Source organism: Streptomyces sp. NPDC053673 (assembly GCF_055585225.1).
In genome coordinates this window covers 209,971-223,742 of record NZ_JBVJKN010000002.1, presented here as the reverse complement: position 1 = coordinate 223,742, position 13,772 = coordinate 209,971, and the positions used below count along the sequence as shown (strand labels likewise).

12 protein-coding genes are annotated in these 13,772 nt (G+C 71.3%); 1 reads left to right on the top strand and 11 read right to left on the bottom strand.

Annotated elements, in window-relative coordinates; all coding sequences use genetic code 11:
• Window positions 1-28: 28 nt before the first annotated feature.
• Together ACZ6ZQ_RS04250 and pdxH are read right to left on the bottom strand one after the other, a co-directional pair.
• Window positions 29-1,402, bottom strand: a complete 1,374-nt coding sequence (locus ACZ6ZQ_RS04250) for a PAS domain-containing protein (protein WP_469767016.1) — start codon at window positions 1,400-1,402, stop codon at window positions 29-31.
• 432 nt (window positions 1,403-1,834) lie between these two features.
• The gene (gene pdxH, locus ACZ6ZQ_RS04245; RefSeq protein WP_469767015.1) at window positions 1,835-2,503 is read right to left on the bottom strand and encodes a pyridoxamine 5'-phosphate oxidase; all 669 of its coding nucleotides are present in this window, start codon (window positions 2,501-2,503) and stop codon (window positions 1,835-1,837) included.
• 351 nt (window positions 2,504-2,854) lie between these two features.
• On the opposite strand from pdxH, the gene ACZ6ZQ_RS04240 reads away from it, so the two are divergent.
• Window positions 2,855-3,955 carry a citrate synthase 2 gene (locus tag ACZ6ZQ_RS04240; RefSeq protein ID WP_469767014.1) on the top strand — a complete coding sequence of 367 codons (1,101 nt, stop codon included), beginning with the start codon at window positions 2,855-2,857 and terminating at the stop codon, window positions 3,953-3,955.
• A gap of 43 nt (window positions 3,956-3,998) precedes the next feature.
• On the opposite strand, the gene ACZ6ZQ_RS04235 is transcribed toward ACZ6ZQ_RS04240, so the two are convergent.
• The 9 genes from ACZ6ZQ_RS04235 to ACZ6ZQ_RS04195 all read right to left on the bottom strand — a co-directional run bounded on the left by ACZ6ZQ_RS04235 (window position 3,999) and on the right by ACZ6ZQ_RS04195 (window position 13,738).
• Complete coding sequence (locus ACZ6ZQ_RS04235) at window positions 3,999-5,117, bottom strand: isopenicillin N synthase family dioxygenase (RefSeq protein WP_469767013.1); 1,119 nt, start codon at window positions 5,115-5,117, stop codon at window positions 3,999-4,001.
• A gap of 272 nt (window positions 5,118-5,389) precedes the next feature.
• Complete coding sequence (locus tag ACZ6ZQ_RS04230) at window positions 5,390-5,791, bottom strand: PIN domain-containing protein (RefSeq protein ID WP_469767012.1); 402 nt, start codon at window positions 5,789-5,791, stop codon at window positions 5,390-5,392.
• A complete protein-coding gene (locus ACZ6ZQ_RS04225; RefSeq protein WP_469767011.1) occupies window positions 5,788-6,045 on the bottom strand; it encodes a hypothetical protein in 258 nt (85 codons plus the stop codon). The genes ACZ6ZQ_RS04230 and ACZ6ZQ_RS04225 overlap by 4 nt, the downstream gene beginning before the upstream one ends.
• 47 nt (window positions 6,046-6,092) lie before the next feature.
• Window positions 6,093-6,692 (bottom strand): TetR/AcrR family transcriptional regulator, encoded by a 600-nt coding sequence (locus ACZ6ZQ_RS04220; protein ID WP_453660690.1) that lies wholly within the window; start codon window positions 6,690-6,692, stop codon window positions 6,093-6,095.
• The gene (locus ACZ6ZQ_RS04215) at window positions 6,680-7,414 is read right to left on the bottom strand and encodes an enoyl-CoA hydratase family protein (RefSeq protein WP_469767010.1); all 735 of its coding nucleotides are present in this window, start codon (window positions 7,412-7,414) and stop codon (window positions 6,680-6,682) included. The genes ACZ6ZQ_RS04220 and ACZ6ZQ_RS04215 overlap by 13 nt, the downstream gene beginning before the upstream one ends.
• Window positions 7,411-8,991 (bottom strand): 4-coumarate--CoA ligase family protein, encoded by a 1,581-nt coding sequence (locus tag ACZ6ZQ_RS04210; RefSeq protein WP_469767009.1) that lies wholly within the window; start codon window positions 8,989-8,991, stop codon window positions 7,411-7,413. The genes ACZ6ZQ_RS04215 and ACZ6ZQ_RS04210 overlap by 4 nt, the downstream gene beginning before the upstream one ends.
• Window positions 8,992-9,036: 45 nt before the next feature.
• Entirely contained in the window at window positions 9,037-10,173 is a 1,137-nt protein-coding gene (locus ACZ6ZQ_RS04205) for an acyl-CoA dehydrogenase family protein (RefSeq protein WP_469767008.1), read from the bottom strand.
• A 90-nt stretch (window positions 10,174-10,263) separates the two neighbouring features.
• A complete protein-coding gene (locus tag ACZ6ZQ_RS04200; protein WP_469767007.1) occupies window positions 10,264-12,129 on the bottom strand; it encodes an acetyl/propionyl/methylcrotonyl-CoA carboxylase subunit alpha in 1,866 nt (621 codons plus the stop codon).
• A 7-nt stretch (window positions 12,130-12,136) separates the two neighbouring features.
• The gene (locus tag ACZ6ZQ_RS04195) at window positions 12,137-13,738 is read right to left on the bottom strand and encodes an acyl-CoA carboxylase subunit beta (RefSeq protein ID WP_469767006.1); all 1,602 of its coding nucleotides are present in this window, start codon (window positions 13,736-13,738) and stop codon (window positions 12,137-12,139) included.
• Window positions 13,739-13,772 lie beyond the last annotated feature (34 nt).

The following is a 13,772-nucleotide window of genomic DNA, read 5'->3' as shown; positions in this document are numbered from 1 at the left end:
CCGCGAGTGCCGGAAACCGGCGAGTGGGCTACTCCCCGCGCACCCCGGCCAGATCCAGCGCCGAGGCCACCCGCATGGCGACACTCTCCGCGTACTCCGCGTCCGGGCGCTCGAACGCGGGCCGGTTCGCAGCCCGCAGGAACGTCAGCACACCCAGCGTGCGCCCACGGCTGCGCAGGACCGTGCACAGCGCGTGGACCGCGTCACGGGGCCACTGGCGCTCCGCCGCCCACGCCTCCGCGCCCCCGGCGCCACCGCCCGCACTCGCCCGGACCGAGCCGATACGGTCCATCGCCTGCAGCGCCGGATGGCCCTGCGGATACCGCAGCGGGATGCCCGCCCCCGCGACCCGCGCGACCGGCCCCGGCGCCCCGGAGGGCGTCGCAGCGGTCCGCACCAGCCGCGCCCCGTGCTCCGACACCACATCGACCAGCGCATGGTCCGCGAAACCGGCCAGCGCGAAGTCCACCTGCGCCGTCGCCGCCTCCATCGGGTCCTCGCACTCCGCCGCGGCCCGCGCGGCCCGGTGCAGCTGACTGAACCGGAACCGCAGCCGGTCCGCCTCCTGCTCCGCGAGCTTCGCCTCCGTGACGTCCTGGAACAGCCAGCCCACACCCAGCGGCACCGGCTCCTCCGCCAGCGGCGACGCCAGCCGGAGGAACCCGCTGCGCCAGCAACGCCTGCGCTCGCCCTCGTCCGTCCGCACCGTCACCCACAGCTCGGCGAGCGCCCCCGGCGCACCGTCGGCGAGCACATGGTGCAGCGCGCCCTCCAGCTCCTCCACGCCCTGCACGATCAGCTCTCCGAGCGGCCGGCCCAGAGGCGTCGTACGCCCGGAGCCCAGCATCCGTGCGGCATGCCCGTTGACGACGGTCGGCCGCAGATCCACGTCCACCAGCACGACACCCCATGACGCGTCCTCGAACAGCGCCTCGCTCAGCGCGATCGACCGCTCCAGGTCGATCTGCGCATGCACCTCGCTGAACGCGCAGTACACCCCGGCCGGCTTCCCGTCCGCCCCGCGCACCCCCGCCGACTGCGTCCGTACGAGCACTCGCCCGCCGTCCTTGCGCAGCAGCGCGAACTCGTGCACCTGCCGCCCCGGCGCGTGCATCGCGGCCATCAACCGCCCCTGCACCTCGTCCGCGTCCGCGGTCCGCACCGCCCACCCCGCGAACCCGCGCCGCCCGACGGCCTCCTCCGGAGACCAGCCGAGAATCCGCTCGGCCTCCCGGTTCCAATGCGTGATCACACCGTCCGCGTCGAAGGCGCACAGCGCCGCGTCCATCCCGTCCAGCAACGCGGCAAGCAGATCCGACCCGGGCCCGTCCCGCTCCGGCCCGTCCCGCTCCGGTTCGTCCGGACCCAGCGCGCTCGTCGTCTCACTCCTGGAAGCACTCATCCTGGCACCCCCTGCAGGACGTGTCCTTGTACGCCGGTACCGCACCGCCCGCGGCACCCCCGATCATTCAACTGGAACGTGACGCAGCACACACGAATTTCCCGGAAATCGTTGCCACCCGAAAAAGGGGTTGAGGTGGGCTCCGGAGGTTCCTAGTGTGTGTCGCACGACGAAAGGAGGTGATCCGGAAGTGATTTCTTACCGGACGATCGAGGTGGCTGCGGGCTGAAGGCCTGCTGTCGCACTCTGTGCACCTTAGGCAGGTCATCTGCCGAAATCCCAAGCAGTCACCGACCCGCGGGCTCGCCGGTACGTCCGGCCGGCCTCCTCTTCGGAGGAGACCAGAGCCCGCGGGTTCCTGCGTTTCGGGGCGCTTCCCGGGTACTTCCCGGGCGCTTCCCCTGCAGCCGGGCCGCGATCTCGGAGCAGGCGTCAGGGTGACAGCCGCTCCACGCGCCACCCCGCGGGCGACTCGGTCGTACGTACGTACCGCAGCCGGTCGTGCAGCCGGTTCTCGTGGCCCTGCCAGAACTCGACCGTCTCCGGCGTGACCCGGTAGCCGCCCCACTCCGGCGGGACCGGGACCTGCTCGCCGGCCGGGTAGCGGGCCCAGAGTTCCTCGTAGGCGCGCAGGAGGTCTGCGCGGGAGGGGATGACGGAGGACTGGGCGCTGGCCCAGGCGCCGAGCTGGGAGCCGTGCGGGCGGGTGCGGAAGTAGGCGGCGGTTTCGTCGCGGCCGACGCGGGTCGCCGTGCCGGTGACGATGACCTGGCGGGCCAGCTGGTGCCAGGGGAAGAGCAGCGAGACGTACGGGTTGGCGTCGAGTTCGCGGCCCTTGCGCGAGGTGTAGTTCGTGTAGAAGACGAAGCCTCGGTCGTCGAAGTGCTTGAGCAGCACGGTGCGGGACGAGGGGCGGCCTTCGGGGGTGGCCGTGGAGACGATCATGGCGTTCGGCTCGTGGAGGTGGCCGGCCGCGGCGTCTTTGAACCAGTGGACGAACTGTTCCATCGGTTCGGCGGGGAGGTCCGCCTCGGCGAGGGGCGTCGAGCGGTACTGCTCGCGCATGGCGGCGGGGTCGAGGGCGTCGGTCACGGGGGCCATCCTGCCCTAGGGCGCGTCTTCCTGATCAGGCTGGATCAGTGAGCGGGTTCCTGCCGGGCCCGTCCTCGGGACACGTCCGCAGGACACCTTGTGGCAGCTTGTGGCAGCCGAGTTTGCCCGGCACCGAGTGCCGCTAATCCTTCGCGACCGGAACGGCGCAGTGTGCCGGATGTCACGCTTCCCCGCACCAGTGGAACCCGCCAAAATCATGCGCTGGGCCGCTGTGGCCTCCCTACGACGCGGATGGGGTGACTACCCGCCGCACGGGGCATCACCGGGGTGACCGATTCGGCACAACCGATCAGGTCCGACCACCGGGACGACCCGACCGAACTCACGAGGAGCCGCCTGATGTCCGACTTCGTACCCGGACTCGAAGGAGTCGTCGCGTTCGAGACGGAGATCGCCGAACCCGACAAGGAGGGCGGCGCGCTCCGCTACCGAGGTGTCGACATCGAGGATCTCGTCGGTCACGTCTCGTTCGGAAATGTGTGGGGGCTGCTGGTCGACGGGGCGTTCAACCCCGGTCTGCCGGCTGCCGAGCCGTTCCCGATCCCGGTGCACTCCGGTGACATCCGCGTCGATGTCCAGTCGGCGCTGGCGATGCTCGCTCCCGTCTGGGGTCTCAAGCCGCTCCTCGACATCGACGAGGCACAGGCGCGCGACGATCTCGCCCGGGCCGCGGTGATGGCGCTGTCGTACGTGGCACAGAGTGCTCGTGGGCAGGGTCTGCCGATGGTGCCGCAGCGGGAGATCGACAAGGCGCAGTCGGTGGTCGAGCGGTTCATGATCCGCTGGCGCGGTGAGCCGGACCCGAAGCACGTCAAGGCCGTCGACGCGTACTGGACGTCGGCCGCCGAGCACGGCATGAACGCCTCGACGTTCACGGCCCGTGTGATCGCCTCGACCGGCGCCGATGTCGCGGCCGCCCTGTCGGGCGCGGTCGGCGCCATGTCCGGTCCGCTGCACGGCGGCGCGCCCTCCCGGGTCCTCGGCATGATCGAGGAGATCGAGCGGACGGGCGACGCGACGGCCTACGTGAAGCGGGCCCTGGACAACGGCGAGCGGCTGATGGGCTTCGGCCACCGTGTGTACCGGGCCGAGGACCCGCGCGCCCGCGTGCTGCGGCGCACGGCGAAGGAGCTGGGCGCGCCGCGTTTCGAGATCGCGGAGGCGCTGGAGAACGCCGCGCTGGAGGAGCTGCACAACCGGCGTCCGGACCGGGTCCTGGCGACGAACGTGGAGTTCTGGGCGGCGATCATGCTGGACTTCGCGGAGGTCCCGGCGCACATGTTCACCTCGATGTTCACCTGCGCCCGTACGGCCGGCTGGTCGGCGCACATCCTTGAGCAGAAGCGCACCGGGCGGCTGGTGCGCCCGTCCGCCCGGTACATCGGTCCGGGGTCCCGCGACCCGCGCGAGATCGAGGGGTACGCGGACATCTCGGAGTGATCCGCGCCCTGCGTCGCGTTACGCCGCCCGTTCCTGCGCCGCGTTACGCCGCCCGTTCCACCAGCTGTGCATGGTGGCGGGCGGCGACCAGCGGATGCGCCCGCAGCTTGCCCTTGAGCTCGTTGCGTCCGTACTCGGCGAACAGCGGATTCGCCGGGTCCGCGGTCACTCCGGGCGCGTCCGCCGCGTACGGGAACGGCAGCGGGGCGATCCGGGCGTCCAGGCGCGGGTTGTAGAAGAACGGCACCGAGTAGCGCTCGGTCGCGCCGGGCGGGCTGACCACCCGGTGGTTGGTGGCGAGCAGATAGCCGTTGGTGGCGACCTCCAGCAGCTCGCCGAGGTTGACGACGAACGCGCCGGGCAGCGGCGGCACGTCATGGAAGGCGCCGTCCTCGCGCTGCACCTGGAGGCCGCCGATCCGGTCCTGGTGCAGCAGGGTCAGGAAGCCGTAGTCCTTGTGGGCGCCGACACCCTGTCCGACGCCCTGGCCGGCCCGGCCCGGTGCGCTTCCCGGATAGCGGACGAGCTTGAGGTGCAGATGCGCCCGGTCGCCGAAGACGTCGTCGTAGAAGTCCGGCGGCGCGCCGATCGCCGCGAGGAGCTCGTGGAGGAGCCTTTCGCCGACCGCGCTGAGCCGGTCGATCCAGGCGAGCGCCGCGGTACGCAGCCCGGGCAGCGCGGCCGGCCACTGGTTGGGGCCCTCCAGCCACCAGTACGCCGGCTCGTCCGCTCCGGGTATGTGCGCGGGCCGCTCGGCGCCGATGTCGAGCTGGTCGCGCCAGTCGCGGCTGCCGCCGGTGCGCTCGTCGCCGATGCGCGTGTAGCCGCGGAAGTGCGGTGAGTTGACGTTGTCGATGGAGAGCCGGTCGGCCTCGGGGAGGGCGAAGAAGGCCCGCATCGCGCCCGTCAGGGCGTCGGTCTCGGCCTCGGTGACGCCATGGCCGGTCAGCTGGAAGAAGCCGACGTCATGGGCGGCGCTGTGGAGCCGGGCGTGCAGCTCCGCGCGGGCGGCGGGGCCGCGGTCCGCGGCGGAGAGATCGATGACCGGAAGCTGCGCGTAGGGCTCGGGGGATGACCGCTTCGAGATCGACCGCTTCGAGGCCGGCTGATTCGAGATCGACTGCTTCGAGGTCGGCTGCGAGGAATTCTGCGAGTGAGACATGGGTGCGTCCGCTGTGTCTGGTCCCGGTCGCAGGTCCCGGTGATGACCGGGTACTCGTACCGCCGTCCGCCTGGGTGGGGCGGGCCGGAGGGACCGGGTGGGGTGGAGTGGGGGCTTGCGTCAGACGGAAGCCCGACAGCCCATGCTCGTGACACGGAGGAAGTCCACGTGGCGGCGGCGTACGAGCGGAAGCATGCGGAAAGGGTACGCCGGGAGTACGACAAACGGGGTGACCCAGGTCACGCCGGGTCACCCCCAGCGGCAGGTCGCCGTCAGAGACCCATGAGACGGACCCGGTCGCCGCAGAGCCGGGCCATGTCATCGAGGTCGGAGGTCAGCATCACGACCGGCCCCGGCTGGCGCAGCGCCATCTCGGCGACGGTTGCGTCGATGGCGTACTTGTGGCCGCGCAGCCCGGTGTCCTTCAACAGGCGAGCGGCGGCCTTCGCGGACTGCTGGGTGACGGGCTCCACCTTCACCCGCGACAGCAGATAGTTGAGGCGGGGCATGCTCACGCCCGCGTGCATGACCTCGATGGTGGTGTTGGCGCAGATGACGAATTCCACGCCGCGCCTGTCGAACGTGTCGAGGACCGCTTCGACCTTGCGGTCCTTCGTAATCCAGGCCGACAGCCCCTCGGCGTCGAGGACCAGGGTCTGGGCGGAGAAGCTCACGCTGCCCTCGCCACCGGGTCGGCCGGAGCGTCGGCGAGCGCCGCGGCAATCTCGGCGCTCGCCGCGGCGAGCTCCTCCTCAGTGAAGGCGCCGTGCTCCTCCTGGTAGCGCTCGAATTCCTCTCTGCGCAGTTCGTGCCTCAGCCGTCGAGCCACCGCCTCGGCCACATACGCCGACACGTTGTCCGTCAGCTTCTTCAGCGCCTCCACATCCTCGGTGGGGAGGGTCACCGTGATACGCGTCGTCTCAGCCATGAGATGAGCGTACCGCATATCTGCATACCGCAGTATGCAGATACGTTTCACCCCAGCGCCTCCTCCAGCAACCGCCCCCACTCCCCCACGACCCGCTTCCGCCGAGCCCCGTCATCCGTCAGCAGGTTCGCGAGCCCCAGCCCCCGCGCCATGTCCAGCAGACCCTGGACCGTCTCCCGCACGCCCGGCACCGACTCGTCCGCGCCCAGCAGCTCGACGGCGATCCGGTGGGTCTCACGGCCCACCCGCGCCTCCAGTTCGGTGACCCGGCCCCGTAGCTGCTCCTCGTTGGAGGCCGCGACCCACAGATGCAGGGCGGCCCGGAAGAGCGGGCCGGTGTAGAGGTCGACCAGGGCCTCCACCACGGCCGCCCGATTCTGCACCGGGAGGGCCCGCAGCGCGGAGGACCGCTCCTCCGCCACGTACTCGACGGCGGCCGTGAACAGGTCCTCCCGCGTCGGGAAGTGGTGCTGTGCCGCGCCCCGCGAGACCCCGGCCCGCTCGGCGACCACCGAGACGGTCGAGCCCGCCCAGCCGCGTTCGGCGAGGCAGGCCACCGCGGCCTCCAGGAGCCGCTGCCGGGTGGCCCGGCTGCGGTCCTGCTTCGGCTCCTTGGCGGAGCCTGCGGGGGAGGTCACAACACCCATGCGGGGTCCCGTCGTTCGAGGAAGGCGGTCATCCCCTCGCGCGCCTCCGCCGAGGCGAAGAGCGACGCCGAGCGCTGTACGAGATCCTCCGCGTCGCGGTCGAAGGTCTCCCGCACCCTAGCCGTGAGCAGCTGTTTCGTCGCGTCCAGGGCCTGCGGCGAGGCCTTGCGGAAGCCGTCGAGCACAGCTGCCAGGGCGGCGTCCACATCGTCGGCGACAGTCGTCACCAGTCCGGCGCGGGCTGCCTCGGCGGCGTCGAAGCGTTCACCGCTCAGGTAGTAGCGGGCCGCGGCGCGCGGCTCCAGTCGCGGCAGCAGCGGCAGTGAGATCACCGCGGGCGCCACCCCGATCCGTACCTCCGTGAACGCGAAGTCCGACGCGGACGACGCCACCGCGATGTCGCAGGCCCCGACGAGGCCGAGCCCGCCCGCCCGTACATGGCCCGCCACCCGCGCCACCACCGGCTTCGGCAGCTCGACGATCTGCCGGAGCAGCGCGACGAAGGTGTACGGGTTCGGCGGCTCCTTCAGGTCGGCGCCGGCGCTGAAGGTGCCTCCGGTGTGGGTGAGGACGACCGCCCGTACGGCCGGGTCCTTCCCACAGGCGGTCAGCGCGTCGGCCAGCTCGGCGACGAGCCGGGCCGACAGGGCGTTGCGGTTCGCGGGCGAGTCGAGCGTCAGCGTCGTGACGCCCCGCTCGGACGCGGTGCTGATGAATGTCACGTGTTCTCCTTCTCCCGGTTCCGCAGTTCGCGGCGGAGGATCTTCCCCGACGCGGCCCGCGGCACTCCGGCGATGAATTCGACGCGGCGGATCTTCTTGTACGGGGCGACACGCTCGGCGACGAACGCGAGGACGTCGTCCCCCGACAGGTCGGTCGCGGTCGGCTGCCGTACGACGTACGCCTTCGGGACCTCGTTGCCGTCGGCGTCGTACACACCGATCACCGCCGCGTCGGCGATGCCCTCGTGGGTGAGGAGCAGGGCTTCCAGCTCGGCCGGGGCGACCTGGAAGCCCTTGTACTTGATGAGTTCCTTGACCCGGTCCACGACGAACAGCCAGCCGTCCTCGTCGACGCGCCCGACGTCGCCGGTGTGCACCCAGCCGTCGGCGTCGATCATGTCGGCGGTGGCTTCGGGGCGGCCGAGGTAACCCTTCATGACCTGTGGGCCGCGGATCGCGATCTCGCCCTCCTCGCCGGGGGCGGCGTCCCGGCCCAGGTCGTCGAGCGCCAGGATCCGCATCTCGGTGTTCGGCAGGAGCTTCCCGACGGCGCCCGGAGGCGGGTTCGAGGCGGCCAGCGGCACGGCGTGGGTGCCGGGTGACAGCTCCGTCATGCCGTACGCCTGCCGTACCGGCGGCACCTTCAGCCGGGCCGAGCAGGCCTGGGCGAGCTGCGCGTCGAGCGGGGCGGCGGCGCTGACGATGTACTCCAGCGACGACAGGTCGTACTTGGCGACCGCCGGGTGCTTGGCGAGGGCGAGGACGATCGGCGGGGCGACGTACAGGCCGTTGATGCGGTGCTTCTCTATCGCCGCAAGGAACTGGTCGAGGTCGAAGCGGGGCAGGACGACGACGGTGGCGCCCTTGCGCAGCGGGGCGTTCATCAGCGCGGTGAGGCCGTATATGTGAAAGAAGGGCAGAACGGCCAGAATGCGGTCGCCGTGCCTCATCGGCATCACCGGCTCCAGCTGGGCCAGGTTGGTGGCGATGGAGCGGTGCGTGAGCATGACGCCCTTGGGGACGCCCGTGGTGCCGGAGGAGTACGGGAGCGCGGCGACGTCCTCGGCCGGGTCGATGGCGAGATCGGGCTCGGGAGCGGTGGAGCCGAGCATCGTGAGGAGGGAGCGGTGCCCGTCGGCCTGGTCGCAGACGAAGATCTCCTCGATGCCGCCGACGAGTTCCGCGGCGCGGCGGGCCACTTCGATGAGCGGGGAGACGGTGACGATCCAGCGGGCGGAGGAGTCACGGAGCTGCTTGGCGAACTCCTCCGCCGTGGCGAGCGGATGGACGGTGGTGACGGACGCGCCGGCACGGGTGGCGCCGTAGAAGACCGTCGGGTAGGCAACCGTGTTGGGACTGTGCAGGGCGAGGACGTCGCCCTTGCGTACGCCGGCGTCGGCGAGCGCGGCGGCGACACGGCGATGGAACGTGTCGAGCTGTGCGTACGTGATCGTCGTTCCGCCCGCCCCGTCGACCAGGGCGAGAGTGTCGCCGTACTCGGCCGCCCTGCCCAGAACGGCTTCGTGGATGGGCAGGGAGACGGGCGGGACATCTGCGTACTCGCTGTGCATCACCATGACGGCCCCTTCACGGTTGAGTCGTGGTCGCCAGAATCGCGTCTGTCAGTACGACTTGGGGAGACCCAGGGACTGATGGGATACGTAGTTGAGGATCATCTCCCGGCTGACCGGGGCGATCCGGGCGACCCGGGCGGCGGTGATCAGCGCGGCGAGACCGTACTCGCGGGTGAGGCCGTTCCCGCCGAGGGTGTGCACGGACTGGTCGACGGCCTTCACACAGGCCTCGCCGGCGGCGTACTTGGCCATGTTGGCCGCCTCGCCCGCGCCCATGTCGTCGCCCGCGTCGTACAGCGCGGCAGCCTTCTGCATCATCAGACGGGCGAGTTCGAGCTCGATGTGGGCCTGGGCGAGGGGGTGGGCGATGGCCTGGTGGGCGCCGATGGGGTCCTTCCAGACCTGGCGGTCCTTCGCGTAGTCGACGGCGCGGGCCAGGGCGTAGCGGCCCATGCCGATCGCGAAGGCGGCGGTCATGATCCGCTCGGGGTTGAGCCCGGCGAACAGTTGCAGCAGGCCCGCGTCCTCGTCGCCGACGAGCGCGTCCGCAGGCAGTGCCACATCGTCGAGGACGAGCTCGAACTGCTTCTCCTGGGCGTGCAGTTCCATGTCGATCTGCGAGCGGGTGAAGCCGGGGGCGTCGCGCGGAACGATGAACAGGCAGGGCTTGAGGCGGCCCGTGCGGGCGTCCTCGGTACGGCCGACAATGAGGGTCGCGTCGGCGATGTCGACGCCGGAGATGAAGACCTTGCGGCCGGTCAGGAGCCAGCCGCCGTCCTCGGTCCGCCGCGCCGTGGTCGTGATCCGGTGGGAGTTCGACCCGGCGTCGGGCTCGGTGATGCCGAAGGCCATGGTGCGGGTGCCGTCGGCGAGCCCCGGCAGCCAGGCCCGCTTCTGCTCCTCGGTGCCGAAGCGGGCGATGACGGTGCCGCAGATGGCGGGCGAGACGACCATCATCAGCAGCGGACATCCGGCCGCGCCCAGCTCCTCCAGGACGATGGACAGCTCGGCCATGCCGCCGCCTCCGCCGCCGTGTTCCTCGGGCAGGTTGACCCCGAGGTACCCGAGCTTGGCGGCCTCGGACCACAGTGCCTCGCGGTCGTGGCCGCGCCCGTGCCGGTGCCCGAGCGCGGACACGGCGGCGCGCAGTGCGGTGTGCTCTTCGCTCTCGATGACGCTGTTCATGAGGTCTGGTCCTCCTGTGTGACTACGCCATTACTTCGTACGCCGTTGCTTCGTAGGCCGATGCTTCGTACGCCGATGCTTCGTGGGCCGTTACTTCGTTTCCGCGATCACTTCGTTGACGACGGCGAGCAGGGCACCGACCTCGACCTGACGGCCCGGGGCGGCGTGGAGCGCGGTGAGCGTGCCGGAGGCAGGAGCGCAGATCCTGTGCTCCATCTTCATCGCCTCCAGCCAGACGAGCGGCTGCCCTGCGGCAACCTGCGCGCCGGGCGCCAGCCCTTCGGCGACCCGCACGACCGTGCCGGGCATGGGTGCGAGCAGGGAGCCCGGCTCGCGCTGGGCGGTGGGGTCCGGGAAGCGGGGCAGTGCGGTCAGGACCGTGCTGCCGACGAACACCCGGTCGTCGTGCACGGCGACCTCGAACTTCCGCCGCACTCCGTCCACTTCGAGCACGACCAGTCCGGGGTCCGCGTGCACGACGACGACACCGTCGGCCGCGAGGCCGCTCCTGGTGTGGCGGTAGTGGATCTCGTGTTCGGTGCCGTCGGCCTCCGTGCGGTAGCGCTTGGTCTGCGGCTGGGAGTGCAGATTGCGCCAGCCGCCGAACCGGGAGCGGCCGTGGGCGTCGGCGAGCGCGGCGGCCAGCGGCGCGTACGGCTCCGGGGCCGCGCCCGTCAGCTCCGGCAGATGACGGTCGTAGAAGCCGGTGTCCAGCCGGGCGGCGGCGAAGTCCGGGTGCCGCAGGGACCGTTCGAGCAGCTCCCGGTTGGTGACCGGGCCGTGCACGCGGGCCCGTTCCAGCGCGCCCGTGAGCTTGCGCACCGCCTCCGCGCGGGTGGGCGCCCAGGCGACCGCCTTGGCCAGCATCGGGTCGTAGTGCACCCCGATCGTGTCGCCGTCCGCGTACCCGGTGTCCAGCCGTACGCCCGGTACGGAGAGATGGTGCAGGGTGCCGGTCTGCGGGGCCCAGTCGCGCGCCGGGTCCTCCGCGTAGAGGCGGGCCTCGACGGCGTGACCGTGCGCGTCCGGCGGGTCGGCGGGCAGGGACGCGCCCTCCGCGACCCGGATCTGCAGGGCGACGAGATCGATGCCGAACACGGCCTCGGTGACCGGGTGCTCGACCTGGAGGCGGGTGTTCATCTCCAGGAAGTGGGCCCGGTCGCCGACGACCAGGAACTCCACCGTGCCCGCGCCCCGGTAGTCCGTCGCGCGGGCCGCGCGGACCGCCATCTCGTGCAGGGTGGCGGTGAGTTCCGGGCTCAGTCCGGGGGCCGGGGCCTCCTCGATGACCTTCTGGTGGCGGCGCTGCAGCGAGCAGTCGCGGGTGCCCAGCGCCCAGACCGTGCCGTGCGCGTCGGCCACGATCTGCACCTCGACATGCCGGCCGCCCTCCACGTACGGCTCGACGAAGACCTGTCCGTCGCCGAACGCGCTCAGCGCCTCGGCCCGCGCGGCCGCCAGCTCGCCGGTGAGGTCGCCGAGTTCCCGTACGATCCGCATCCCGCGCCCGCCGCCGCCCGCCGCGGCCTTGACCAGGACCGGCAGATCGGCCTCGGTGATGTCGACGTCGCTGAGGGGCGCGACCCCCATGAGTTCCTTGGCGCGCGTCTTGGACGCCATCGCCTCGATGGCGGACGGGGGCGGGCCGATCCAGACGAGGCCGGCGTCGATGACCTCCCGCGCGAAGTCGGCGTTCTCGGAGAGGAATCCGTACCCGGGATGCACGGCGTCCGCACCCGCCGCGAGCGCGGCCTTCACGATCAGGTCCCCGCGCAGATAGGTCTCGGCCGGGGCGGCGCCCGGCAGACGTACGGCGGCGTCGGCCTCCCTCACGTGCAGGGCCTGGGCGTCCGGGTCCGAGTACACCGCGACCGTGGCGATGCCCAGCTCACGGCAGGTACGGAAGACCCGGCAGGCGATCTCGCCCCGGTTGGCGACAAGAACAGACTGGATCATGAGGTCCTCACATCCTGAAGACGCCGAAGCCGCCGCGCGCGCCTTCGACCGGGGCCGTGTGGATGGCGGACAGACAGAGGCCGAGGACCGTGCGCGTGTCGCGCGGGTCGATGACCCCGTCGTCGTACAGCCGCCCAGACAGGAACATCGGCAGCGACTCCGTCTCGATCTGCTGCTCGACCATCGCGCGCAGGGCGGCGTCGGCCTCGTCGTCGTAGGGCTGTCCCTTCGCTGCGGCGGAGGCGCGGGCGACGATGGACAGGACACCGGCGAGCTGCTGCGGGCCCATGACGGCGGACTTGGCGCTGGGCCAGGCGAAGAGGAAGCGCGGGTCGTAGGCCCGCCCGCACATGCCGTAGTGCCCGGCGCCGTAGCTGGCCCCCATCAGGACGGACAGATGCGGCACCTTCGAATTCGACACCGCGTTGATCATCATCGCGCCGTGCTTGATGATGCCGCCCTGCTCGTACTCCTTGCCGACCATGTATCCGGTGGTGTTGTGGAGGAAGAGAAGGGGGATGTCGCGCTGGTTGGCGAGCTGGATGAACTGGGTGGCCTTCTGCGACTCGGCGCTGAACAGCACACCCTGCGCGTTGGCGAGGATGCCGACGGGGTAGCCGTGCAGCCGGGCCCACCCGGTGACCAGGCTCGTCCCGTACAGCGGCTTGAACTCGTCGAAGTCCGAGCCGTCCACGATCCGCGCGATCACCTCGCGCGGGTCGAACGGGGTCTTGAGGTCCTCGGGGACGATGCCGAGCAGCTCCTCCACGTCGTACTTCGGCGGCTCGGCCGGGGCGGCCGGATCGGGGAGCGCCTTGCGGTGGTTGAGCCGGGCGACGATACGGCGGGCGTGGCGCAGCGCGTCGTGCTCGTCGACGGCGTAGTGATCGGCGAGGCCGGAGGTGCGGGCGTGCATCTCGGCGCCACCGAGAGACTCGTCGTCGCTCTCCTCACCGGTGGCCATCTTCACGAGCGGCGGGCCGCCGAGGAAGACCTTCGACCGCTCCTTGATCATGACGGTGTGGTCGGACATCCCGGGGACGTAGGCCCCGCCGGCCGTCGAGTTCCCGAAGACGACGGCGATGGTGGGGATTCCGGCGGCGGAGAGCCGGGTGAGGTCGCGGAACAGCGCCCCGCCGGGGATGAAGATCTCCTTCTGGGAGGGGAGATCGGCACCGCCGGACTCGACGAGGCTGATGACGGGCAGCCGGTTGGCGAACGCGATCTCGTTCGCCCGCAGGGCCTTCTTCAGCGTCCAGGGGTTGCTGGCGCCGCCGCGTACGGTCGGATCGTTCGCGGTGATCAGGCACTCGACGCCCTCGACCGTGCCGATGCCGGTCACCATCGACGCGCCGACGGGGTAGTCGCTCCCCCACGCGGCGAGCGGCGACAGCTCCAGGAACGGGGTGTCCGGGTCGAGCAGCAGCTCGATCCGCTCGCGAGCGAGCAGCTTCCCGCGCCTGCGATGGCGCTCGATGTACTTCTCGCCGCCGCCGGCGAGCGCTTTGGCGTGCTCGGCGTCGAGCGCGTCCAGCTTGGCGAGCATGGCGGCGCGGTGTGCGGCGAAGTCGGGGGAGGCCGGGTCGAGCGCGCTGACGAGGACGGTCATGGGGTCACCTCCGGTGTGGGAGTGGGGGTGGGGT